This window comes from Streptomyces sp. NPDC047081, assembly GCF_040643775.1.
Lineage (GTDB): Bacteria > Actinomycetota > Actinomycetes > Streptomycetales > Streptomycetaceae > Streptomyces.
The window spans coordinates 120,461-143,657 of sequence record NZ_JBEYUY010000012.1; the positions used below are offsets into that span (position 1 = coordinate 120,461).

21 protein-coding genes and 3 tRNA genes are annotated in these 23,197 nt (G+C 71.2%); 10 read left to right on the plus strand and 14 right to left on the minus strand.

Going from position 1 to position 23,197, the window contains the following annotated elements; translation table 11 throughout:
• Positions 1 to 5 precede the first annotated feature (5 nt).
• Positions 6 to 845 carry a glycerophosphodiester phosphodiesterase gene (locus tag ABZ848_RS23875; RefSeq protein ID WP_360834919.1) on the minus strand — a complete coding sequence of 280 codons (840 nt, stop codon included), beginning with the start codon at positions 843 to 845 and terminating at the stop codon, positions 6 to 8.
• Positions 846 to 1,101: 256 nt separating this feature from the next.
• Here ABZ848_RS23875 and ABZ848_RS23880 point away from each other — a divergent pair, with 256 nt between their 5' ends.
• Entirely contained in the window at positions 1,102 to 2,574 is a 1,473-nt protein-coding gene (locus ABZ848_RS23880; RefSeq protein ID WP_360834921.1) for a trypsin-like peptidase domain-containing protein, read from the plus strand.
• Between the two features lie 109 nt (positions 2,575 to 2,683).
• Positions 2,684 to 2,770 (plus strand) — tRNA-Ser (locus ABZ848_RS23885).
• A 394-nt stretch (positions 2,771 to 3,164) separates the two neighbouring features.
• Here the strand turns inward: ABZ848_RS23885 and ABZ848_RS23890 are convergent.
• Complete coding sequence (locus ABZ848_RS23890; RefSeq protein ID WP_360834923.1) at positions 3,165 to 3,593, minus strand: hypothetical protein; 429 nt, start codon at positions 3,591 to 3,593, stop codon at positions 3,165 to 3,167.
• A gap of 145 nt (positions 3,594 to 3,738) precedes the next feature.
• Positions 3,739 to 4,608, minus strand: a complete 870-nt coding sequence (locus tag ABZ848_RS23895; RefSeq protein WP_360834925.1) for a bifunctional DNA primase/polymerase — start codon at positions 4,606 to 4,608, stop codon at positions 3,739 to 3,741.
• A 349-nt stretch (positions 4,609 to 4,957) separates the two neighbouring features.
• Between ABZ848_RS23895 and ABZ848_RS23900 the strand changes: the two genes are divergently transcribed.
• The 6 genes from ABZ848_RS23900 to ABZ848_RS23925 all read left to right on the plus strand — a co-directional run bounded on the left by ABZ848_RS23900 (position 4,958) and on the right by ABZ848_RS23925 (position 10,615).
• Positions 4,958 to 5,269 carry a hypothetical protein gene (locus ABZ848_RS23900; RefSeq protein ID WP_242768202.1) on the plus strand — a complete coding sequence of 104 codons (312 nt, stop codon included), beginning with the start codon at positions 4,958 to 4,960 and terminating at the stop codon, positions 5,267 to 5,269.
• A 259-nt stretch (positions 5,270 to 5,528) separates the two neighbouring features.
• Positions 5,529 to 6,458: an OB-fold domain-containing protein gene (locus tag ABZ848_RS23905; RefSeq protein ID WP_360834927.1), complete on the plus strand. Its 930-nt coding sequence runs from the start codon at positions 5,529 to 5,531 to the stop codon at positions 6,456 to 6,458.
• Positions 6,455 to 6,880 (plus strand): MaoC family dehydratase, encoded by a 426-nt coding sequence (locus ABZ848_RS23910; protein ID WP_360834929.1) that lies wholly within the window; start codon positions 6,455 to 6,457, stop codon positions 6,878 to 6,880. The genes ABZ848_RS23905 and ABZ848_RS23910 overlap by 4 nt, the downstream gene beginning before the upstream one ends.
• Positions 6,877 to 8,043: a lipid-transfer protein gene (locus ABZ848_RS23915; protein WP_360834931.1), complete on the plus strand. Its 1,167-nt coding sequence runs from the start codon at positions 6,877 to 6,879 to the stop codon at positions 8,041 to 8,043. Before ABZ848_RS23910 ends, ABZ848_RS23915 begins: the two co-directional genes overlap by 4 nt.
• Positions 8,044 to 8,239: 196 nt before the next feature.
• Positions 8,240 to 8,797: a SigE family RNA polymerase sigma factor gene (locus tag ABZ848_RS23920; protein WP_360834933.1), complete on the plus strand. Its 558-nt coding sequence runs from the start codon at positions 8,240 to 8,242 to the stop codon at positions 8,795 to 8,797.
• A gap of 138 nt (positions 8,798 to 8,935) precedes the next feature.
• Positions 8,936 to 10,615 (plus strand): long-chain fatty acid--CoA ligase, encoded by a 1,680-nt coding sequence (locus ABZ848_RS23925; RefSeq protein ID WP_360834935.1) that lies wholly within the window; start codon positions 8,936 to 8,938, stop codon positions 10,613 to 10,615.
• A gap of 81 nt (positions 10,616 to 10,696) precedes the next feature.
• Here ABZ848_RS23925 and ABZ848_RS23930 read toward each other — a convergent pair whose 3' ends face one another.
• The gene (locus ABZ848_RS23930; RefSeq protein WP_360834937.1) at positions 10,697 to 15,268 is read right to left on the minus strand and encodes a PAS domain-containing protein; all 4,572 of its coding nucleotides are present in this window, start codon (positions 15,266 to 15,268) and stop codon (positions 10,697 to 10,699) included.
• Between the two features lie 443 nt (positions 15,269 to 15,711).
• On the minus strand, positions 15,712 to 16,137 hold the full coding sequence (locus tag ABZ848_RS23935; RefSeq protein ID WP_360835202.1) for an SSI family serine proteinase inhibitor: 426 nt from the start codon (positions 16,135 to 16,137) through the stop codon (positions 15,712 to 15,714).
• A 504-nt stretch (positions 16,138 to 16,641) separates the two neighbouring features.
• Between ABZ848_RS23935 and ABZ848_RS23940 the strand changes: the two genes are divergently transcribed.
• Positions 16,642 to 16,732: transfer RNA gene (locus ABZ848_RS23940), tRNA-Ser, on the plus strand.
• 187 nt (positions 16,733 to 16,919) lie between these two features.
• A tRNA-Arg gene (locus ABZ848_RS23945) sits at positions 16,920 to 16,992 on the plus strand.
• Positions 16,993 to 17,070: 78 nt separating this feature from the next.
• Here ABZ848_RS23945 and ABZ848_RS23950 read toward each other — a convergent pair.
• From ABZ848_RS23950 to ABZ848_RS23990, 9 genes are all read right to left on the minus strand, one after another.
• A complete protein-coding gene (locus ABZ848_RS23950) occupies positions 17,071 to 18,306 on the minus strand; it encodes a site-specific integrase (RefSeq protein ID WP_360834939.1) in 1,236 nt (411 codons plus the stop codon).
• Positions 18,294 to 18,500, minus strand: coding sequence for a helix-turn-helix domain-containing protein (locus ABZ848_RS23955; protein ID WP_360834941.1), 207 nt, complete (start codon positions 18,498 to 18,500; stop codon positions 18,294 to 18,296). The genes ABZ848_RS23950 and ABZ848_RS23955 overlap by 13 nt, the downstream gene beginning before the upstream one ends.
• On the minus strand, positions 18,497 to 19,798 hold the full coding sequence (locus ABZ848_RS23960) for a replication initiator (RefSeq protein ID WP_360835204.1): 1,302 nt from the start codon (positions 19,796 to 19,798) through the stop codon (positions 18,497 to 18,499). The genes ABZ848_RS23955 and ABZ848_RS23960 overlap by 4 nt, the downstream gene beginning before the upstream one ends.
• Before the next feature lie 144 nt (positions 19,799 to 19,942).
• Positions 19,943 to 20,188 (minus strand): SpdD protein, encoded by a 246-nt coding sequence (locus ABZ848_RS23965; RefSeq protein ID WP_360834943.1) that lies wholly within the window; start codon positions 20,186 to 20,188, stop codon positions 19,943 to 19,945.
• Positions 20,189 to 20,213: 25 nt separating this feature from the next.
• Positions 20,214 to 20,408, minus strand: coding sequence for a hypothetical protein (locus tag ABZ848_RS23970; RefSeq protein WP_360834945.1), 195 nt, complete (start codon positions 20,406 to 20,408; stop codon positions 20,214 to 20,216).
• A gap of 16 nt (positions 20,409 to 20,424) precedes the next feature.
• Entirely contained in the window at positions 20,425 to 20,616 is a 192-nt protein-coding gene (locus tag ABZ848_RS23975; protein WP_360834947.1) for a mobile element transfer protein, read from the minus strand.
• Positions 20,617 to 20,631: 15 nt separating this feature from the next.
• Entirely contained in the window at positions 20,632 to 21,270 is a 639-nt protein-coding gene (locus ABZ848_RS23980; RefSeq protein WP_360834949.1) for a DUF2637 domain-containing protein, read from the minus strand.
• Positions 21,271 to 21,354: 84 nt separating this feature from the next.
• Positions 21,355 to 22,737 carry an FtsK/SpoIIIE domain-containing protein gene (locus tag ABZ848_RS23985; RefSeq protein ID WP_360834951.1) on the minus strand — a complete coding sequence of 461 codons (1,383 nt, stop codon included), beginning with the start codon at positions 22,735 to 22,737 and terminating at the stop codon, positions 21,355 to 21,357.
• Complete coding sequence (locus tag ABZ848_RS23990) at positions 22,737 to 23,093, minus strand: hypothetical protein (RefSeq protein ID WP_360834953.1); 357 nt, start codon at positions 23,091 to 23,093, stop codon at positions 22,737 to 22,739. Before ABZ848_RS23990 ends, ABZ848_RS23985 begins: the two co-directional genes overlap by 1 nt.
• Positions 23,094 to 23,197: the final 104 nt, after the last annotated feature.

The following is a 23,197-nucleotide window of genomic DNA, read 5'->3' on the forward strand; positions in this document are numbered from 1 at the left end:
CATGGTCAGAGGCCGCCCTCGCGCCCCAGCTGACGCAGTACCGCGCGCGGGCGGTTGGTGATGATGGCGTCGATGCCCAGCTCGACGCAGAGGTCCACGTCCTCGGGCTCGTTCACCGTCCACACGTGCACCTGGTGGCCGGCCCGCTTCAACCGCTGGATGTACGCGGGGTGGTTGCGCACGATCCGGATCGAGGGGCCCGCGATCCGGACACCCGCGGGCAGCCGTCCGTCGCGCAGCCGGGGCGAGAGGAACTGCAGCAGATAGACCGTCGGCAGCGTCGGTGACGCGGCACGCACGCGATGCAGCGACCGCGCCGAGAAACTCATCACACGCACCGGCGACTCGGCGGCCGAGGCGGGCGCGTCGAGGCCGAACCGCTTCAGCAGCACCAGCAGCCGCTCCTCCACCTGACCCGCCCACCGCGTGGGGTGCTTGGTCTCGATGGCGAGCTCCACCCGCCGCCCCGCGTCCGCGACGAGCTCCAGCAGCCGCTCCAGGGTCAGTACGGAGGTGTCCTCGCGGTCCTCCGGCCGGAACTCCCAGTCGGGCTCCTCGTCGCGCCCCTTCCAGGCGTCCCGCGCCTTCCAGGAGCCGAAGTCCAGGGCGGCGAGCTCGGCGAGCTCCAGCGCCGAGACCGCGCCGCGGCCGTTGGACGTACGGTTGACGCGTCGGTCGTGGACGCAGACGAGGTGGCCGTCCGCCGTCAGGCGTACATCGCATTCGAGGGCGTCCGCACCGTCCTCGATCGCCTTCTTGTAAGCGGCCAGGGTGTGCTCCGGGGCCTCTTCGGAGGCGCCCCGGTGGGCGACGACTTGGATCGAGTGCTGCCGTGCGTGGGTCACCGCGTCATGGTGCCACCGCACGGGGGTAGTCGTGCGGGCGGAGGGCCAGAGATTGCGCCCCTTTTGCCCGTCATGACCTATATAAGGAACTGCCCGAGACCCACAGGCACCGCTTATGGTGCCCTGACGGCTCATGGGAAAAGCTGACGGCATACAAAAGGACATGCACAGCTGCAGCGCGCCGGACCGTCGACAACGTGAACGGGCGTGACCGAGTGCGACCCAGAAGATCAGCCGTGGACCGAGGAGAGAAGCTGTGAGCACCGAGAACGAGGGCACCCCGGTACCCCCGGCCCCGTCCGCACCCCCCGTGCCGGTGGACGCTCCCGCTCCCTCGGCACCCGCCGCCTCCGAGGGGAGCGCGCCCACCGCTCCGCTCCCGCCGGTGCCGCCGAGCGCCCCCGGCGCGCAGGAGCAGGAGCTGGTGCACGCGGGCCACGCGCCCGCGTACGCGTCGACGGAGTCGAACAACGCGCAGGGAAGCGGCGGTTCCGCCCCGGACGCCTCCTGGCCGCCCCCGCCCCCCGCGACCCCGTCGTACTCCGACGGCGGCTCCGGTTCCGGCTCCGACTGGGGATCCTCGTACCAGCAGCAGCCGCCGTCCCCGAAGGCCCGCCGCGGCGGACTCGTCGCCGCGATCCTGGTCGCCGCGCTGGTCGCCGGCGGCCTGGGCGGCGGTCTCGGCTACACGCTGGCCAAGAACAACGACGACAACACCGGCTCCACGACGGTCTCCTCGTCCACCAGCGGTGGCCAGGTCAAGCGCGACGCCGGCACGGTCGCGGCGGTCGCCGCCAAGGCGCTGCCCAGCACGGTCACCATCGAGGCCGAGTCGAACAGCGGCGAGGGCGGCACCGGCACCGGGTTCGTCTTCGACACCCAGGGCCACATCGTCACCAACAACCACGTCGTCGCGGACGCCCTCGACGGCGGCAAGCTGACGGCGACCTTCCCGAACGGCAAGAAGTACGACGCCGAGGTGGTCGGCCACGCGCAGGGTTACGACGTAGCGGTCATCAAGCTCAAGAACCCCCCGTCGGACCTCAAGCCGCTCACCCTGGGCGACTCCGACAAGGTGGCCGTGGGCGACTCCACGATCGCGATCGGCGCCCCCTTCGGCCTGTCCAACACGGTGACGACCGGCATCATCAGCGCGAAGAACCGCCCGGTGGCCTCCAGCGACGGCACGGGCTCGAACGCCTCCTACATGAGCGCGCTGCAGACCGACGCGTCGATCAACCCGGGCAACTCCGGCGGCCCGCTGCTCGACGCCCAGGGCAATGTGATCGGCATCAACTCCGCGATCCAGTCCACCGGCAGCGGCGGCCTGGGCGGTACCAGCCAGTCCGGCTCGATCGGCCTCGGCTTCGCCATCCCGATCAACCAGGCCAAGTACGTCGCACAGCAGCTGATCCAGACCGGCAAGCCGGTCTACGCGAAGATCGGCGCCTCGGTCTCCCTGGAGGACTCCAGTGGCGGCGCGAAGATCACCGACACGGGCGCCGGCGGTGCCTCCGCGGTCGAGTCCGGCGGCCCCGCCGACAAGGCCGGCCTCAAGCCCGGTGACGTGATCACCAAGCTCGACGACCGGGTGATCGACTCCGGCCCGACCCTGATCGGCGAGATCTGGACCCACAAGCCCGGCGACAAGGTCACGATCACCTACGAGCGGGACGGCAAGTCCCACACGGTCCAGCTCACGCTGGGCTCCCGCACCGGCGACAGCTGACCCCGAGCCACGCGCGCGTACCTCCCCGGTTCGACGACAACTGCCCCACGCGCGCGTGGACCAACCCGTTACTCTTGTCCCCGCGCCGCCGATCTCCAGGGCGGCGCGGGGAGGCGTGCCCGAGCGGCCGAAGGGAACGGTCTTGAAAACCGTCGTGGCAGCGATGTCACCGTGGGTTCAAATCCCACCGCCTCCGCACAGCTCATAGGCGTGCTGGTCAGAAGGGGTGCCTCTCTCGCAGAGGCACCCCTTCTACGTGCGCCTTGTCTCACCCCTGACTCGCCCGTGTCCCGGGGTTGACCAGTGCGTATGGCCATGTGTTGGCCAGGATCAGATGTACCGCGGCGACCGGGCGAACAACAGCGGTTACATCTCGACGTCGGGTGCCAGTCCATCCCGGTCGTCGGCTGGATGGTGACGTCCAGCTGACGGCACTCGGTGGTCACCGACCGGACCTTCGTGTACACGATCAACCCGCAGTTTCGCGCAGTCCGTCCTGCACGTCCCGGACCAGTTGCGGGCCAACGGCTCGATCCTGATGCCGCAGAGCATCACCTTCCGCTACAACCCGATCACCGACCGGGACGCCGCTACAGCTCGTAGTCCTCGGCGAGCCCCTCCCAGTCCACGTCCCGCAGTGCCGTGACCGCGTCGCAGTCCGACGGCACCCGGGGTGTGGACTGGAACCATATGACCGTCAGCGCCGAGCGGTAGAGCACCGGGTCATGGGCCGGGTCGAGGGCCGTGGAACGGAAGGCGCCGACGCAGGCCACCGGCGGCAGCACCTCAACCGGCCCGAACGCGCCGGCGTACTGGTCCGGGTATTCGCGCGGAGGCGGCACCAGGTGGACGGGCGAGCGGAAGGCGCGCTCGGCCGTGTGCAGCAGACCCTTGATCCTGATCTCGTTGACCGGCTTGCAGGGGTAGCCCTCCAGCAATCCTCCGTACGTCGACGAGAACCGCACCTCGGACAGGTCGACGGAGCGGCCGGAAGTGAGGATCACGCGGGTCAGCGACATGATCCGCACTCTAGGGCGGTCGTGCATCTGGTTCCTTCGGTTTTTCCGGCGCCTTTCCTGGGCCTGCTCGGTGCCTTGCCTGCTTCCCGCGTGCTGCCTGGGCTCAGGGCCGGTGCCTTGCCGGTCTCCTGCGTGCTGCCTGGGCTCAGGGCCGGTGTCCCGTCATCCGCGCTGCCGACGCGATCGTCGCCCGCGCCTCCCGCTCCGACAGGCCGGTGTTGAGGGCCGCGTCGACCAGCGGGGCGACGAGGGCCGGCCCGATGCCGTTCTCGTACGCGCGGCAGGCGGCCCAGAACAGGCGCGTGTTGCGCTGCCCCTCGTGCGCGGCGAGCACGAACTGCACCAGGCCCTGCCCATGGTCGCCGGCCGAGGGGTGGGTCGCGGGGTGAACGGGGCGCGGCGGCGGCAGGAGCAGGCGCAGCAGGGCCGGCGGGCAGACGGCGGGGGCGAGATGGGCGGTGCCCGGGGCCGTCGCGTACACGCCGTGGTCGGTACGGGAGCCGGGGCCCACGAGGTAGCCGCCGGCGCCGCGGATGTCGATACCGGGGGCGAGGCGGCCGGCCGAGTTGGGGACCGCCGCGTCGGACGGGCCGGTCAGCCAGAGGTGGCGGCCGCCGCTCGGCGTGAGCACGACCACCGTGTCCGGGATGGTGAACAGGTGCCGCAGGGCCAGTTCGCGCAGGGCGGTGGAGGAGTCGGTGCCGGTCTTCGTGTCGAGGTCGATGCCGATCAGGTTGTGCGGGGGCAGCCCGCAGGCGATGCCGTAGCCGCTCGCCCAGGGAGCGGCGGCGAACAGCTCGCGGATGCGCGCCGGGTCGGTCGAGGCGTCGTACACCCCATGGCCGAGGCGGCCGCACTCGCCGTGGCAGCGATGGGGGTCGGGGTCGTCGCGGTGGGGGGATCGCAGGGCCGGGAGTTTCGTCCGGGACAGGGGGATGACGGCCAGTCCGCGCTCGGCGGCTGACAGGGCGTGTGCGAGGGCCAGCGTCGTGGCCTGCCGGTCGGTGGTGGCCATGACTCCATGTTCGTACGTATGTTCGAAAAAGGGAAGGGGGATCGACGGCGACTCGCCGGGCCGAAACGAATTGGCCGGAAATCTGCCGGAACGCTTCACCGCCTGCGGCGCTTGGGGTGATCTCGCCCCTCTTGCCCTGACCTGGGCGTTGGAAGTGGTGAAAGGGGTTTATCGACTTGTCGTAGCACTTGAGTGGGAATCGCGGCTTCCGGGCTGGTTCGCCGGGGATTCGGTGGGCAACTCTGGTCTCGCGACGTCGTGCACAACACCGAGGCGGCCGGCCAACTGCCCTGGTAACAGCCTTACTTGACGTACTTCCGGCAAGAAGCCGGGTTCTGGAGGAAGAAACATGGCAAGCATCCGCACCGCCCGCGTCATCGCCGCCGTCTCCGCCCTCCCGCTGGCAGCAGCCCTGTTCACCGGCGTCGCGGCGGCGGACAACGGCGGCTTCGCGGACGACGGATCGAACGCCGGTGTCGCGAGCATCGTCGGCAGCGGCGTCGGCCACGACAACAACGGCAACTCGTCCACCACGCAGCAGAACGCGGTCGGCTCCGGCGCCTCGAACCAGAGCAACACCGCCCAGGTCAACGGCTCCGCGTTCACGGCCATCAACCAGGGAAACGAGAACGTCGCCGTCAACTTCACCAACCTCTGGTGAGCCGGCGTCCCTGACTCCCGGCCGTCGGAGGGCCCGGGAGCAAGGGACCCGAGGGGTGTGCTCCGTGGGGTGTGACGCGTCTGCGCGGCGGTGCTTCGGCATCGCCGCGCAGGCGTTTTCGCCTGTCCGGGGCCGACCTTGACAGTGCATCAAATCTGACGGACAGTCAGAAACTCCTGTCGGACTCGTGGGAACCCGACCGGCGGCTGCGGTGTACCAGAAGTGTCAATGCGATACGGCGCGGGACGAGGGGGCGACGATGAGCGGTGGGCCGGAGGCGATCGACGAGCTGGGGACGCGGCTGAAGGCGTACGAGGGGCGCGCGGCCGCCGTCGCCGGCCAGGGCAAGGACCCCGTCAACCTGCCCATGATCCGGCACTGGTGCGAGGCGATGGGCGACACCAATCCGGCGTACGAGGGACCGGACGCCATGGCCCCGCCCACCATGCTCCAGGCCTGGACGATGGGCGGCCTCTCCGGCCACACGGGCCGCTCCGCCGCGTTCGACGAACTCCTCGGCCTGCTCGACGACGCGGGCTGCACCTCGGTCGTCGCCACCGACTGCGAGCAGGAGTACGTCAGACCCCTCCGCCCCGGCGACGAGGTCACCTTCGACACCGTGATCGAGTCGGTCTCGGAGCGCAAGACCACCAAACTCGGCACGGGTTACTTCGTCACGACCCGCACGGACGTCCGCGCGGGCCCGGACCACGCCCTGTCCGGCACCCACCGCTTCCGCATCCTCAAGTACGCCCCCGCGGCCCGGAGCCGGCCCAAGGAGCAGCCCCGCCGCCCCCGCCCGGTCGTCAACCGCGACAACGCCGGCTTCTGGGAAGGAGTCGAACAGCACCGCCTCCTCATCCAGCGCTGCACATCCTGCACCACCCTCCGCTTCCCGTGGCTCCCGGGCTGCAACGCCTGCGGCGCCCTGGACTGGGACACGCTGGAGGCGAGCGGCGAGGGCACGGTCTATTCGTACGTCGTCATGCACCACCCGCCCTTCCCGGCCTTCGCCCCTCCCTACGCGGTCGCCCTGATCGAGCTCGCCGAAGGCGTCCGCATGATCAGCAACGTCATCGGCACGCCTTGCGACAAGGTGCGCATAGGCCTCCCCGTCCACCTCGAATTCCAGTCGTACGACGACGAGTTGGTGCTGCCCGTGTTCCGCGCCCGGGAGGAGGTCGCATGAGCAGCCAGGTCAGGGCCGGCGAGAAGCTGCCGCCCCTGGAGATCCCGATCACCCGCACCCTGATCGTCGCCGGGGCCATCGCCTCCCGCGACTACCAGGACGTGCACCACGACGCCGAGCTGGCCCGGCAGAAGGGCTCCCCGGACATCTTCATGAACATCCTGACGACCAACGGCCTGGTCGGCCGCTACATCACCGACCACTTCGGTCCAACGGCCGTGCTCCGCAAGGTGGCGATACGGCTGGGGGCGCCCAACTACCCGGGGGACACGATGGTGTTGACGGGCGCGGTCGAGGAAGTGACCGAGGAGACCGACGCGGCCACGGCGACGGCAACCGTGAAAGTGGTCGGGGCGAACGGCATCGGCAGACACGTCACGGGCACGGTGACGGTCAGCCTCCCCTCGGGAGGTGCCCGGTGAGCGTGCGCAAGAGGGACGTCCTCGGCGGCCGGGCCGCGATCGCCGGCATCGGGGCGACGGAGTTCTCCAAGGACTCCGGGCGCAGCGAGCTGCGGCTGGCGGTGGAGGCGGTGCGGGCCGCGCTGGACGACGCGGGGCTGGCACCAGGGGACGTGGACGGGATGGTCACGTTCACGATGGACACCAGCCCTGAGATCACCGTCGCCCAGGCGGCCGGCATCGGCGACCTGTCCTTCTTCTCCCGCATCCACTACGGCGGCGGCGCGGCCTGTGCCACGGTCCAGCAGGCGGCGCTCGCGGTGGCCACGGGGGTCGCGGAAGTGGTCGTCTGCTACCGCGCCTTCAACGAGAGATCCGGCCGCCGCTTCGGCTCCGGAGTCCAGCACCGGGAGCCGTCGGCGGAGGGCGCGGCGCTCGGCTGGTCCCTGCCGTTCGGGCTGCTCACCCCGGCGTCCTGGGTGGCGATGGCGGCCCAGCGGTATCTGCACATGTACGGGCTGACCCCGGAGGCCTTCGGGCATGTGGCGGTGATCGACCGGAAGTGGGCGGCGACGAACCCGGCGGCGTATTTTCACGGCCGCCCCATCACCCTCGCCGACCATGCGGCCTCGCGCTGGATAGTCGAGCCGCTCCGGCTGCTGGACTGCTGCCAGGAGACGGACGGCGGCCAGGCGATCGTGGTCACCTCGGTGGAGCGGGCCCGCGACCTGCCGCACCGGCCGGCCGTCATCGCGGCGGCCGCCCAGGGCGCGGGCCGCGGCCAGGAGCAGATGACCAGCTTCTACCGCGACGACCTGACCGGCCTGCCGGAGATGGGCGTGGTGGCCCGCCAGCTGTGGCGGACGTCGGGCCTGGGGCCGGCCGAGGTGGACGTGGCGATCCTGTACGACCACTTCACACCGTTCGTGCTGATGCAGCTGGAGGAGTTCGGGTTCTGCGGGAAGGGGGAGGCGGCGGAGTTCGTGGCGGAGGAGAGGCTGCCGATCAACACGCACGGAGGACAGCTCGGGGAGGCGTACCTCCATGGGATGAACGGGATAGCGGAGGGGGTGAGACAGCTGCGCGGGACGGCGGCGAACCCCATACCCGGGGCGGAGCGGGTCCTGGTGACGGCCGGCACGGGCGTGCCCACGTCGGGCCTGGTCCTGGCCTCGGACAACTGACCGGCATCCGCCCGCCCAGGCATCCATCCACCCCCACCCCGGAGCGCCGCCCCCCAGGGGTCATCCCGCAGTAGTCCGGCCCCGTCCGTCCACCTTCAGGAGGTGGAGTCAGCCCCACCCCTACAACCTGAGGCGGACTCGCCTTCGGGACCTGCGGCCGATGAGCCGGAGGTGCCCTCGCTCATAGCGTGGAGCCATGACCACACCCGTCTGCACCAGCGCTTCGACCGCCGCCAACCCGGCGACGCAGACCCTGTCGTACCCGTCGTTCGCCTCGTACGTCAGGGCCCGGCAGCCGGTGCTGCTGCGCACCGCCCGGTCGCTGACCGCGAACCCGAGCGACGCGGAGGACCTGCTGCAGACCGCGCTCACCAAGACGTACGTCGCCTGGGAGCGGATCGAGGACCACCGGGCGCTGGACGGCTATGTGCGCCGGGCGCTGCTGAACACGCGCACCTCGCAGTGGCGCAAGCGCAAGGTGGACGAGTTCGTGTGCGAGGAGCTGCCCGAGCCGGAGCCGCTGCCGGACGGGGAGGACCCGGCCGAGCAGCAGGCGCTGCACGACGCGATGTGGCGGGCGATCATGAAGTTGCCCGACCGGCAGCGGGCGATGGTCGTGCTGAGGTACTACGAGGACCTCAGCGAGGTCCAGACGGCCGAGGTGCTCGGGGTCTCGGTGGGCACGGTCAAGTCGGCGGTGTCGCGGGCGCTCGGGAAACTGCGCGAGGACCCTGAGCTGGGGCTTGTGCGGTAATGCGCCCGCCTGGGGCCGGTCGAGGGCCGACCTGGTGGCAATTGGGGGCCGGCGTGATGCGATCGATCATCGGCACCTAGTGACATACCACTCGGTATGTGCGCAGAATCAGCGGCAACCCCTACTACCGCGTAGGCAATGTCGCCCCGGGAGGACGCCGTGCTGAGCACCATGCAGGACGTACCGCTGCTGATCTCGAGGATCCTGACCCACGGGTCAAGCATCCACGGCACGTCACAGGTGATCACCTGGACAGGGGAGGCCGAGCCGCAGCGCCGGTCCTTCGCCGAGATCGGGGCCCGCGCGGCGCAGCTGGCGAACGCCCTGCGTGACGAGCTGGGCGTCCGGGGCGACGACCGTGTGGCGACGCTGATGTGGAACAACGCCGAGCATGTGGAGGCGTACTTCGCGATCCCCTCGATGGGCGCGGTGCTGCACACGCTCAACCTGCGGCTGCCTCCCGAGCAGCTGGTGTGGATCGTCAACCACGCGGCCGACAAGGCCGTGATCGTCAACGGCTCGCTGCTGCCGCTGATCGCCCCGCTGCTGGACAAGTTCCCGACGCTGGAGCACATCGTGGTGGCCGGGCCGGGCGACCGTTCCGTGCTGGCGGGTGCCGCCGCGCAGGTGCACGAGTACGAGGAGCTGATCGCGGGCCGGCCGACGACGTACGACTGGCCGGAGATCGACGAACGCCAGGCCGCAGCCATGTGCTACACCTCCGGCACCACCGGTGATCCCAAGGGCGTGGTGTACAGCCACCGTTCGATCTACCTGCACTCCATGCAGGTCAACATGACCCAGTCGATGGGGCTGACGGACCAGGACACCTCGCTGGTCGTAGTGCCCCAGTTCCACGTCAACGCCTGGGGTCTGCCGCACGCGACCTTCATGACCGGCGTGAACCTGCTGATGCCGGACCGCTTCCTGCAGCCCGGCCCGCTCGCCGAGATGATCGAGAGTGAGAGGCCGACGCACGCGGCCGCCGTCCCGACCATCTGGCAGGGCCTGCTCGCCGAGCTGACCGCGAAACCGCGCGACGTCTCGTCCCTCACCCAGGTCACCATCGGCGGCTCGGCCTGTCCGCCCTCCCTCATGGAGGCCTTCGACAAGCTCGGCATGCGGGTCTGCCACGCCTGGGGCATGACCGAGACCTCGCCGCTGGGCACGGTCGCCCGCCCGCCGGCCCACGCGGTGGGCACGGACGAGGAGTTCGCCTACCGGCTCACGCAGGGCCGGTTCCCGGCCGGGGTCGAGGCGCGGCTGAGCGGTCCCGGTGGCGAGCGGCTGGCCTGGGACGGCGAGTCGGCGGGCGAGCTGGAGGTCCGCGGTCCCTGGATCGCCGGCGCGTACTACAACGGCCCGGACGGTGAACCCCTGCGCCCGGCGGACAAGTTCAGCGAGGACGGCTGGCTGAAGACCGGTGACGTGGGCACCATCTCCCCGGACGGCTACCTCACCCTCACCGACCGGGCCAAGGACGTCATCAAGTCCGGCGGCGAGTGGATCTCCTCGGTCGACCTGGAGAACGCGCTGATGTCCCACCCGGACGTCGCCGAGGCCGCGGTCGTCGCCGTACCGGACGAGAAGTGGGGCGAACGCCCGCTCGCCACCGTCGTGTTGAAGGAGGGCTCCACGGCCGACTTCGCGACCCTGCGCGCCTTCCTGGCGAGCGACGTCTGCAAGATCGCCAAGTGGCAGCTCCCGGAGCGCTGGACGATCATCGAGGCGGTGCCGAAGACGAGCGTCGGCAAGTTCGACAAGAAGGTACTGCGCAGGCAGTACGCGGAGGGGGAGTTGGACGTCACCAAGCTCTGACCGGGTTCGACGGCGGCTGTCGTACGGCCGTGAAGATCGCCGTACGACAGCCGCCGCCGCGGAACCCGTTCCCGCGGGGCGTCAGTTGGTGCCGATCCGGGCGAGCAGGTCGACGATCCGGGCCTGGACCTCGTTGCTCGTGGACCGTTCGGCGAGGAACAGGACGGTCTCGCCGGAGGCCAGCCGCGGCAGGTCGGCCTGGTCGACGGCGGCGGTGTAGACGACGAGCGGGGTGCGGTTGAGCTGCCCGTTCGCCCGCAGCCAGTCGATGATCCCGGCCTGCCGCCGATGCACCTGCATGAGGTCCATGACCACCAGATTGGGCCTGAGCTGCCCGGCCAGCGTCACCGCATCGGCATCACTCGCGGCCCGCGCCACCTGCATCCCGCGTCGCTCCAGCGTCGCGGTCAGCGCCAGCGCGATCTCCGCGTGCTCCTCGATCAACAGCACGCGCGGCGGATGCTGCTCACTGTCCCGAGGCGCAAGGGCCTTCAGGAGTACGGCGGGGTCGGCGCCGTAGGCGGCCTCGCGCGTCGCCTGCCCCAGCCCCGCCGTGACCATGACCGGCACCTCGGCGGCGACCGCCGCCTGCCGCAGCGACTGCAGCGCGGTCCGCGTGATCGGCCCGGTCAGCGGGTCCACGAACAGCGCGGCCGGGAAGGCCGCGATCTGCGCGTCGACCTCCTCGCGCGAATGCACGATGACCGGCCGGTACCCGCGATCGCTCAGCGCCTGCTGGGTCGTCACGTCCGGCGCGGGCCACACCAGCAGCCGGCGCGGGTTGTCGAGCGGCTCGGGCGGCAGCTCGTCGTCCATCGGCATCGGCCGCGGCGGATCGGCGACCTCGATCGCCCCACCGGGCCCGTCGAGCGGCTCGGGCCCCTCGGCGGCGTTCTCGTCCGGTGCCCCTATGGCGTACGACCGCCCGGCCCCCTCGGTCATCGGCGCGAGCCGCGACTGCCCGGCGAGCGAGGGCTGCGCCTGCGCCTGCGGCTGCCCGGCCAGGGACGGCTGCTGCTGTGCCTGCGCGGGCACCTGCTCGGCGGTCGGATGCGGCCGGGCGGCCTGCTCCTGCCCCGAGTCGGTCCGCTGGCCCAGCTTGCGACGGCGGCCGGAACCGCCCGGGTTGTGCGGCGCGGGCGTCGCAGTCGGCTGCTGCACCTGCGCGGCCTGCCGCGTGAACGGCACCCCCTGCCCCAAGGTCCGAACGCTGATCGCCCGCCCCTGAGTGGAGTTCGGATCAACGGCAGCGGCATCCGCCTCGGCGGGCAGCGGCTGAGCGACCCGCGCCTGCGCCTGAGTTTCGGCGGGCTGCGGTGTGTTGGGGGCGGGGGTGGCCTGCGCGGGCTGCGGGACACCGGGAGCCGGGGTCGCCTGCGCGGGCTGCGGGGGTACGGGGGTGCCGGCAGCGTCGGTCGCCGGTACGGGGGCGCCCGCGCCGGCCTCGGCGGGGAGGGGGTGGCCGGGGGCGGCCTGGGCTGCGGCTTGGGCGGTTTGTGCAGGCAGGGCGGGCTGCCCTGGGACCGGCTGACCAGGGGCCGGCTGCCCGCCCGGAGCGACGGTGCCCTGCGCCGGGACGGCCGTGGCCGCGGGCTGCTGAACCTGAGGAACGGCCTGACCAGCCGCCGTACCACCTTGAACAGCGGCCTGGGCAGTGGCCGGCGCAACGCCCTGCACACCCGCCTCCTGCGCCTGAACCCCCTGCGCGGGCGTCCCGGCCGCCGCGCCCGGCTGCGCCCCGGCGCGTCGACGGCGACCCGTCGGTGCGGTGGTGGGGTGCGGCTGGGGCGGAGTGTGGTCGCCGGACTGATCGTGCGGTACGGCGTCGTGCCGCCCGTCCTCGATCAGCGCGTCACCGGAGAGGCCCTGACCGCTCTGCCCGGGGAGCTGGGGCTGCCCGGGCACCTGGGCCTGACCACCGGGAACCTGGACCTGCGCCGGGAGTTGGGGCTGGCCGGGAACCTGAGCCTGGCCGCCGGGAACCTGAGCCTGGCCTGGGAGCAGAGGCTGGCCCGGGACCTGGATCTGACCCGGAAGCTGAGGCTGCCCGAGAGCCTGGCCCTGCGGCGGAACCGGGGCCTGTCCAGGAACAGGAACGTGACCTTGCGGCGGAACCGGCATCTGCCCCGGAACCTGCCCCTGCACGGGCACCGCCTGAGCCTGCCCCGGAATCTGCGGCTGCACCTGTCCCTGTGTCTGCCCACCGGGCCCGCCCGGAACCCCAGGTACGGGAACCCCAGGCACGCCACCCGGCACACCCTGCACCCCACTCGGCGCCCGGTCCGCCTCCGCGGGCGGCAAGGCGAACACCGTACGGGGACCAGCCTCCTGCGCGGCGGCACGCTCATTCGCGGCGGCCAGCGCACGCCGACGCCGCCCCGTCGGCTGGCCACCCTCGACCGGAACCGGCGGGTTGGCCAGGACAGGCTGATTGGCGGGAACCCCCTGGCCACCCGCACCCGCCCCCGAAGCCGGCGCCATCGACTGATCGTCGGCGGCCGACCCGGCCGGCAGCGCCGCAGGCAGGGCGTGCTGTTCGCCGCCATGCCGGGCACGCCGTCCACCGGCCGCGGCGTTCGCGCCTTGCGGCGACACCGGCACACCCTGCGGCGGTACGGTGCCACCGAGCCCCGTACCGACGGCCGCGGCCCCCGCCGCATGCTCGGCGGCCGTAACCACCGCACCCTCGGCGGCGACCCCGTCACCAGCGCCCTCGGCCGACCGTCCGCGTCGCCGCCCCGTCCCGCCGGCCACCTCCACGGCGCTGCCCGTGGCGGCCGCCGCGGCCGCCGACTCCTCGACCGCGCGCCGCCGGCGCCGCCCGGTGGGCACACCGGCCTCGCCCTCGGGCGCCGTAACCGCGTCCGCGCCCTCCCCCGGGGCCTCGCTCTCCAGGAAGGCGTCGACAGAGGACCGCCGGGCCCGCCGCCGTCCGCCGGACGTCTCCTCGGCCTCGGGAACCTCGACGGGCGCCTCGACCGGAACGGCCCCGGCCCCACCGCCGATCGGCACCTCCAGGACGTACGCGCTGCCGCTCATGCCGGGCACTTCATGCGTCTGCAGCACACCACCATGAGCCCGCACGATCCCGCGCACGATCGGCTCGTGCACCGGGTCTCCCCCGGCGTAGGGCCCGCGCACCTCGATCCGTACGACTTCACCGCGCTGCGCCGCCGCGACCACGACCGTGTTGTCCATGTAACCGCCCGCCGACACGGGCGCGTTGCCGGTCGCGTCGACGCCGGCGACGTCCGCGACGAGGTGGGCGAGCGCGCTCGCGAGGCGCTGCGGGTCGACCTCGGCCTCGATGGGCGGCGCGTGCACGGCGAACTGCACGCGCCCCGGCCCGATCAGCTCGACGGCCCCGTCGACGCCCGCCGCGACGACGGCGTCGAGCATCACCTTGGTACGACTGATCTGCTCACTGCCGACATCGAGCCGCTGATACCCGAGGACGTTGTCGATCAGAGTCGTGATCCGCGAATAACCGGCGGAGAGGTGGTGCAGCACCTGGTTGGCCTCGGGCCACAACTGCCCGGCGTCGTCGGCGGCGAGCGCGGCGAGTTCGCGGCGCAGTTCGTCCAGCGGGCCGCGCAGGGACCGCCCGAGCAACGTCGACAGCTGGTCGTACCGCGCGGCGAGCGCCTCGTAACGGTCGGCCTCGCGCTCTCCGAGGGCGGCGTAGCGCTCCTCGCCGGCGGCGAGTTCCTCGTCGTGCTGTTCCTGCAGGTCCTCGATCTCGGTGACGTGCTTCTGGCGCAGGGCGGTCAGCTCGGAGGCGTGGTCCTCGTCGAGCCGCTCCAGTTCCTCGGCGTGCCGCTTCTCCAGCGCGGCCTTCTCGGCGAGGAGGGCGTCGTACGGCCGCCGGTCGGTGAAGGTCATCACGGCGCCGACGAGCTGGTCGCCGTCGCGCACGGGCGCGGTCGTGAGGTCGACGGAGACCTTCTGCCCGCCCTTGGCGAACAGCACCTGCCCGCGCACCCGGTGCTTGCGCCCGGAGCGCAGGGTGTCGGCGAGCGGCGACTCCTCGTACGGGAACGGCGTGCCGTCGGCGCGCGAGTGCAGCACGAGATCGTGCAGCGCCTTGCCGCCGAGGTCGCTGGCCCGGTACCCCAGTATCTGAGCGGCGGCGGGGTTGACGAGCACGATGCGCCCGTCGGTATCGGTCCCCACGACCCCCTCGGCCGCGGCCCGCAGAATCATCTCGGTCTGCCGCTGCGACCGCGCGAGCTCGGCCTCGGTGTCGACGGTCCCGGTCAGATCGCGTACGACGAGCATCAGCAGCTCGTCGCCGCTGTAGCCGTAACCGTCGTAGGCCTGCTGCCCGTTCTCCAGATTGGCGCTGGTGACCTCGACGGGGAACTCGACGCCGTCGGTCCGCCGCGCGATCATCCGCGTCGGCTTGGTCCGCCCGGCCGGGTCCATGTGATCGGGCCGCCGCATGGACCCGGGAATGAGCTTGGAGTCGAACTGGGGCAGCAGATCAAGCAGCCCGCGCCCGACGAGCGCGGTCCCGGGCGCCTCGAAGGCCTCAAGCGCGATGGTGTTCGCGTTCACGACGGTCCCATTGGCGTTGACCAGCACCAACGCATCGGGAAGCGCGTCGAGTATGGCTGCGAGGCGAGCAGCGCCTCGGGATGGCCTGCTGCTCACGAGACGCTTCCTCCCTGTTACCGCACCTTGCCGACCGCTCGGGCCATCTTGCCAACCTGCCCGCGACGTGTCACGCGAGGGAGTCTAAGCGCAGTGCCTGCGCTCGCGGCGCCGGATGAGAGGGAGGTCGCACGACGAAGTGAAGCAGAACGTGTGACCGCATCACCGCCCCACCACCTGGCCTGCACACCACCCCACCCCCGACCAGCGGGAGACTCCCCGAGACCTTCGCGGGACCTTTACGGGGGTGGTGTCAACACGGTGCGCCGGTGTCAACACGGGGCGGGGGCTGTGCGCGGGAGTGGTGCGCGGGGGCTGTGCGCGGGAGCTGTGCGGCGGGCGGGTGCTCATGGGTTCCTTTGGGTTGGGTTCCTTTGGTCTTTGCGCCGGCCGTTACCACCGCAGCTGTTCCTGGTGCTTACGACAGTCCTCGCGGACGGTGCTTACGACCGTCCTTGCGGACGCAGGTCGGGCAGCAGCGGTACGAGTCGGTCCCACCGTGCGATCTGGCAGCCGTCGCTGCGGTCGTACGAGGCGTTGACGCGCCGTCCGGCCCAGACGCCGGTGACGTGCGCGGTGGCGGGGCCGCCGTACTGCATGGTGCAGATGCTGCCGCCGGGCACGGGGGCGAAGGTGTCGGTACCCCACCGGGTCCGCCGATCCAGCGCGGCACAGGCACCGGCCACGTCGGGGTGATCGCCGCTGCCGGGGTGGCAGTACAGCTGATACGTCCCGTCCTTGCCGCCGGCACCGCGCACGGTGACGGTGAGGTGATCACCGGGACGGTCCTCGTCGCGGGCGGGTGGGGGCGCGAGGGGGAGGAGGGAGGCGGGGGCGAGGTCCGGGCGGGTTGCGCCGGTGGGGGTCATGCCGGTGCGTGCGACGTCGGCGTGGGCGGCGGTGGGCACGACGGAGGAGGCGGTGGCGGCGGTGGCGATGAGAAGGAGGTGGGTGAGGCGGGGGCGGAGGGAGCGCTGGGAGCTGCGGGAACGGCGGTGGCGGCGGGGGTCGGAACGCGGACCGGGCTGAGGACTGCTAGGGGTGACCTGCAACATGACCTGACTAACGCGGGGAGGGGCGGGATGTTGCGCGGGGGTGGAGGCGGCTGCGGGTCCTGGGCCCGTACCCGCCGACGCGGTCACCGGTCCCCGATGATCGAATCACCGCTCCCCGCCACCCCGACCTAACCCCTCCACCAGCTTTGTCCCAGCCCTCCACCACCCCCGATCCCGCCTTCCACCACCCCACCGCCCCTGACAAGGCCTTTGCTCTGCGGCCCGCCTGCCTAGTACCGTGGAGGCCGATTGGTGACAGCACGCTCGACTGTGTCATCATCTGCACGCACCACTCGCGCTCGCGCGAGCGGCTGTGCTGGAGGCGTCGCCTAGTCCGGTCTATGGCGCCGCACTGCTAATGCGGTTTGGGCCTTAAAGCCCATCGAGGGTTCAAATCCCTCCGCCTCCGCGCTTGATCACCGAAGCCCCGGTCCACTCGACCGGGGCTTCGTCGTTCGCAGGCGGCCCGGAAGCGCGTTTCCGCAGCTCACAAGGGGTAGACCAAACGGATTTCACATGGCGGCGGCAGTCATGTAATGTTCTTCCTGTCGCCGCGAGCGGCCGAAAGGCCAGGAACCGGCGGAAAAACAAAACAAGCACTCGTAGCTTAACGGATAGAGCATCTGACTACGGATCAGAAGGTTGCAGGTTCGAATCCTGCCGAGTGCACAGCACGTCAAAGCCCCCTCGGGATCATCCCGGAGGGGGCTTTTCCGTGCCGTACAGCAGTGAAGTACAGCAACGGCCTCAGCCGGTACCGCCCATGGCATCAGACAGCTTGCCGAGGGCGGCGCGCACCTCTTCCTCACTCGCTTCCGCGTAGACCTCCATCGTCATGGCGATCTGCGAGTGCCGGAGGATGCGCTGAGCCACCTTGGGATGGACCTTCAGCGCGACCAGGAGCGAGCTACAGGTGTGCCGGGTGTTCCGGAGCGGGATGACCCGGAGGCCGGCGCGGCGGGCGCGCAGGGCGAACATGCGGGTCAGGTTGCCCGGTTCGATCGGCGTCCCGTACTTCGTGGTGAAGACCAGGCCGCGGGTGTCCTGCCAGAGCTCCCCGGCCGCCTTCTGGTCGCCGGTCTGCTGAGCGCGGCGCATGCGGAGCGCCTTGAGGCAGAACTCCGGGAGGGGAAGGAAGTCGTCGGACTCCTCCGTCTTGGTCTCCCGGTGGAGGATCTGTCGGCCCGCGCGCTGGATCTGGTGATCCACGTACAGCTCACCCGTCTCGAAGTCGATCGACTTCCAGGTGAGGCCGAGGACTTCACCACGGCGGAGCCCGAGGCAGAGCACCAGGACCCAGGCTGCGAACAGCGGATCTTCCCGGGCGAGGGCATCGGCGAGGAAGCGGCCCGCCTCGACGACGGACCACGGCTTGATACGGCGCCGACGAGGTTTCGGGACTTTCACCAGCGAGGCCACGTTCTTGCTGATCTCCTCCTCGGTCACAGCGTGAGTGAGCGCGGCGCGGAGCGCGTCACGGGCTGCCTGGATCACGCGTCGGGACGGGTACGCCTCGCAGCAGTCGCCGATGGCGCAGCAGCGCTGCCGATCCTTGGGCCGCTTGGCATCTTTGCCCTGCGCGCAGCACTGGCAGATGCCGGCCAGCTTGGTCAGCCACTCGCGCACGTCCCGGACGGTCAGCTTGTCGAGCCGCTTCGCGCCCAGGTGAGGAGCGATGTAGAGCCGTACCGAGCCCTCGTACGAGACGTACGACAGCGGGGCGAGGTTGGGCTTCACGATCGAGTCGAGCCAGTAGGTGAGGAAGGCCTGCACCGTGCGGTGGCGGGTCTGGACCGGGCCCTTGGCGGCCTCACTGTGGAGTTTGATCCACTTCTCGTGGGTGTCCTCCCGAGTCTTGCCGTAGACGTACTTCCGCTTGCGGTCGCCGTCGGGGGTGGTGACCCAGACGTAGGCCGCGAAGCCGTTCTTGTAGGGGTAGATGGACCCTTCGCCGTTGGCGCGTTTCCCGCTCATGCCGCCCACCCCTCGGAGTCGGCCGCGCAGCGGTTCACGTACTCGTCGACCCAGGCAGGGAGGATGCGCCGGTTACGGCCGACCTTGACGGAACGGATCTCGCCCGCGAGGACGAGCGCTTTGGTCTTGGAGAGGCCGAAGCCGAGCATCTCGGCGACCTCGGCGGTCGTGTGCCACTTGCGGTGGATCGTCACCGTGGTCACTTGGTCGGTTCTCCTTCGGTTCCGGGGGCGGGTTCGAGGGATGCGGCGAGCCAGGATTCGGCGGAGGAGAGGCCGGTTCCGGCGAAGACCCAGTGGGCGAGGACGTACGTCGTGTTGTGCGGGCCAGGTGTTGGGCGGGTGTCGTGTTGCGCGCGGCGCCATTCGGCGCGGGCGGTGCGGAGGGCGCCGAGGGTGGTGGAGTAGCGGCGGGATTTGGTGGAGAAGTGGCCGCGGAAGCCGAGCATGTGAGCCCAGGCTCGGAGGCGGAGGTGTTCGAGGCTCTTGCGGGCGCCGAGGTCCCAGGCGGTTCGGATGAGGTGGCGGGCGTGGTCGCTGATGTCGAGCTGGGCGAGTTCGGCGGCGAACTTCAGGGGGCGGTCGAGAGCTCCCGTGGCCGTCTCGGCGCCCTTGGTGGCGTACTTGGCGATGTACGCCGCTACGGCCCGCTCGGTGAGTTCCTGGCCGTCGTTGAAGTCGGCGGAGCGGATGGTGCGGACGTCGAGTTGGCGGCCGAATGTGAAGGTGTGGGCGTAGTTGTCGATGACCGGGCCGTCGACGCGGACCTTGGAGGTCGCGGTGCGGATGGCGTCGGTGAGCAGGTCGGCGGTGGCCCAGGGTGGGGGTGGGGTGTCTCCGCCGGTGGGGCCGTCGATGCGGATGACGGCGTGGAAGTGGACGGCGCCGCGTTTCTGGTACTCGGCGACCTTGGCGAAGGACACGCGGGCGTGGTCGCGGAGGCGGCGCTGGGAGAGGCCCGCGCGCTTGGCGACTTCGCGGCGCAGGTAGGTCGAGAAGCGCCGCCAGAGGGCGCCCGCGTGGGCGTTCCAGAGCACGGCCGCTTCGTAGTCGTAGGTGTCGGGGTTGAGTGGGGTGCCGAGGGCGTCGTCGTCCTGGTCGTGGTGGAGGCCGCAGCGGCAGGGACGGCCGTTGGAGGGGCGGTTGTGGACCTGGCCGAAGCTCGGGGCGGTGAAGGTGGCGAAGACGCGGGGGTGAGCGGCGACTTCTTCCGGGGTGCCCTTGCCGCCGCGTAGGCCTGCGGTGATCAGGTGGAAGGTGTCGCGGCGGTAGACCTCGGCGCAGGCCGGGCAGCGGGTGGTGCGGCGGTTGTTGCAGCGGACGAGGAGTTGGCCGGCGGGGAGGTCGGTCGAGTCGAGGTGGCGGAGGACGGCGCCGATCTCGCCGGTGGCGGTGTCGACGTCGTACTCGGTGCGGTGGCCGTCGAGACGGATGGGGTGGGTGCAACCGCCGAGTGTGGAGAGCTGGCGGAGGATACCGGGGAGGGTGCCTTGTTCGGCCAGGTTCGTGAGTTCAGGGAGTGGGGCCGGGGTGGGGCGGGCGAAGATGACGGTTCTCCTTCTGGCTGGCTCGGTCGGGAGGAAGGGGCCCCGGGGCGGCGAAAGACTTGGTCGTGTGCCGTCGCCCCGGTGGCCGGGTGCGGAGTTCTAGCGGCGGTTCTGGTCGCGGAGCAGGGAGCGCAGGACCACGGCTGCGACGGATACGGATATGGCCGTGACGGCGACGGCGGCCAGGAGCGCGGTGAGGACGACGCCGCCGACGAGCACGACCGCGATGGTGTTCTTGTCGATCGAGATCGACGGGAGTAAGCGCGGGATGGGCGCCGGGTGGCTCGGTGTGTGGGTGTGCGCGGGCGGCGGGGTGGGGTTGTCGGGGTACTTGGGCAGGAACACGGCCGGGGACTCCTTATCTACTCGTCTAGTCATGTGAGCCGTTTATGACGTCCACGCCGGACCGTGTGCCGGACTCGACGGCGGGCGCCATGAAGGTGTGGGAGAGCCAGAAGCCGAAGAGGGCGATCAGGACGACGACCCAGGTGCGGACGCCGAGGAACTTGACCGCACCCCAGGCGAAGAGGCCGAGGACGAACACGAGCGGGAGGCTGACGGTCACGGGGTGGCGGGTCCTTTCAGCGGACGGGGCAGCGGTGGGTGCGGGCGGCCAGTTCGGCGGCGGCGCGGCTGTCGTAGTCGGCGGAGAAGCCGCAGCGCGGGGCGGTGCAGGCGGCGGTGTGCTTCTCGCGGCCCCGGTCGTCGTAGGCGGTGGCGACCTGGACGGGGCCGATGCGGGTGACGTTGCGGAAGCGGCGGTTGGCGGTCATGTGGGGGTTCTCCCTTCAGAGTTGGGCGGCGATGGCTTCGGCCATGGAGGCGGGAACGCCGAGGCGGGCGCGGAGGGTTGGGGTGTCGATCGGGGTCCCGGTGCGGGTGTGGTGTTCGGCGGCGACCTTGCGGGCGTGGCCGATCAGGGCGGCCGGAACCGGGACGGCGGGACGTTCGGGCGGTGGCACGAGGGCCGGTTGGGCGGCTGGCTCGGAGGCGGCTACGGGCGTGTGCTCCTGGTTCTCGATGACCTCGACGTTGGGCTCGGCGTCGTGGTCCGGTGACGTCGTGGGGGCGGTGTGGGCGAGGAGGGTTCCGCCGAGGAAGGCGACGGCGGGCCAGCCCGCGACGAGGATGCGCAGCCAGGCCGGCACGTCGGTCATGTCGAGCAGTCCGGCGGTGGCGACGTTGGCGCCGAGGGACGCGGTCAGGGCGATGACGAACCAGCACCACGAGGACGCCTTCGCTCCCCCGGAGCGCAGCCGACGCCAGGCGGCGACGAGCAGCAGGTCGACACTGATCGGGTAGGCCCAGGCTTTCCATCCGTCCTGTCCGGCCGCCGCAGCGATGTCGTGCAGGTGGGCGAAGGACAGCGCGGCGGCGATGAGCGCCTGGACGAGCACCGCGTCGACGCGTGCCAGCAGGGCGCGCATGATGCGGCTCCTTTTCGGGTTCACGCATGGGAGGGGTAGGGACGTGGCGTGAGGCGGTCACGCCGACCGGGGTTGGGCGGAAGGTCAGTCGGTCACCGGGCGCGGCTTCACGACCGGAGCCGGGTCCGGGGCCTCGACCGGTCGTACGGGTACGTCGGGCCGGAAGGGCTTGAGCGCGGGCAGGTCGGGGACCAGGTGCGCGGAGTCGCGGCAGATCTCGGCGGCGTCGCCGAGGGAGAGGTACGGGGTGCGGATGCGGGACCAGCCTCCGGAGGTGTCACCGGCGACGGCGAGGCCGGGGCGTTCGGGGGCGATGGCGCAGGCGGCCATGACGGCTTCGGGTGCGATGTCGCCGAGGGCCATCTTGGCGGAGGCTTCGTCGTTGACGCGGTGGCAGACGCGGCCGGTGAGCTGGGCGCGGAGCATGGTGGCGCCCTTGCCGAGTTCGGCGCCGAAGCGCTGCCCGCACACCTCCAGATAGATGCCGGCGGCGCGGCCGAGTTGGGCGAGGCGGATGAGCTGGGTGACCATCTCGTCCCTCCGGTCCTCGTCCTTCCTGGTGGCGATGAGGAAGAGTTCGGCAACCTCGTCGACGAACAGCACGATGGGGGTGGGGCGTTGGTGGTCGGGCAGGCCCCAGATGTCCGAGGTGATCTCCTCGTCGGGGGTGTCCGGGGCGATGCCCTGCCGGGCCTTGATCAGGTCGTATCGGTCCTCCATTTCCTTGACGAGTACGGGCAGCAGCTCGGCCGCCTGCTCCGGGTCGGTGGCGAGCGCTGAGAGCCGGGTCGCGAACGGCGCCAGTTCCACACCGCGCTTGCAGTCGATGCCGACCAGGGCGACCGGTTGCGGGGCGAGTCCGGTGATGAGGTGGCGCAGGTACATGGACTTGCCGGACAGCGTTGCACCGAGGGTGAGTTGGTGCGGGATGGTGCGGTAGTCGCGCACGAAGGGCGTGGCGTCCTCGCGCAGCGCGACCGGGATGCGCAGGTACCCGCCGCCGACCTTGCGGGGCATACGGACCTTGCGCAGGACGTCATATCCGACGAGTCGGAGTTCGACGACACCGGGCTTGACGGTGGTGACGTAGACGGCGTGAACGCCCCAGGCGTGCCGCAGCCGTTCGGCGGAGGCGGCGACGTCGGCGGGTTCCTGGCCCGGCGCGAGCCGTAGCCGGATGCGCAGCCCGGTCGAGGTGGGCCGGATGAGGCCCCGGCGCGGCGGGACTGGCCGCACCTCCCGGTTGGTGGTGGCCTTGACCGCCAGGACCCGCAGCCGCGAGGGCGCCACGGTCAATCCGCAGGCCTCCATGACCGAGCCGTACGAGCCGAGGAGCTTGGCCGTGGATATCGGCAGGCCGATGGTGGACCAGTACACGCCCGGGTGCTTGGCCCGGGTGTAGGCGGCCCCGCCGCCGAGCGCGGCGAGGGGACCACCCACCTCCAGAAGCGTCGTCAGGTCGGACATCAGGCGGCGGCCCCCGCAGCGGCCGGGAACGCGACCGGGGTGACGGCGGCGGCGCGGAAGGCGATGCCGTGCCGCTTCTGCCCGTTGAACACGGACTCCCACGGCCGGGCCACCAGCCCCGGCAGCGAGACCGGCGCCCCGAGGATCAGCCCCTCGGACACACCGCTCTCCGGAACGGTGACCTTGATCAGCGACGACTCGCCGTCCTCGATGTGGACGACCCCGATCGTCATCAGCGCCTCACCGCTGACGGCGTCCTTGGCGATCTCGCCCGTCTGACGGTCGCGGACCTTGGGCTCGGGAGCCTCGGTCAGCAGGATCGTCGCGGCCGAGGTCTCAACACGGATGGTACGCAAGGCAGTTTTCCTATCTACTCGTCTATACATGTAGTGATCTGCGGACCCGATTGCCGGGAACGCGTGGACCACCCTGCCACACAACTTGCCCACTCGTCTATACG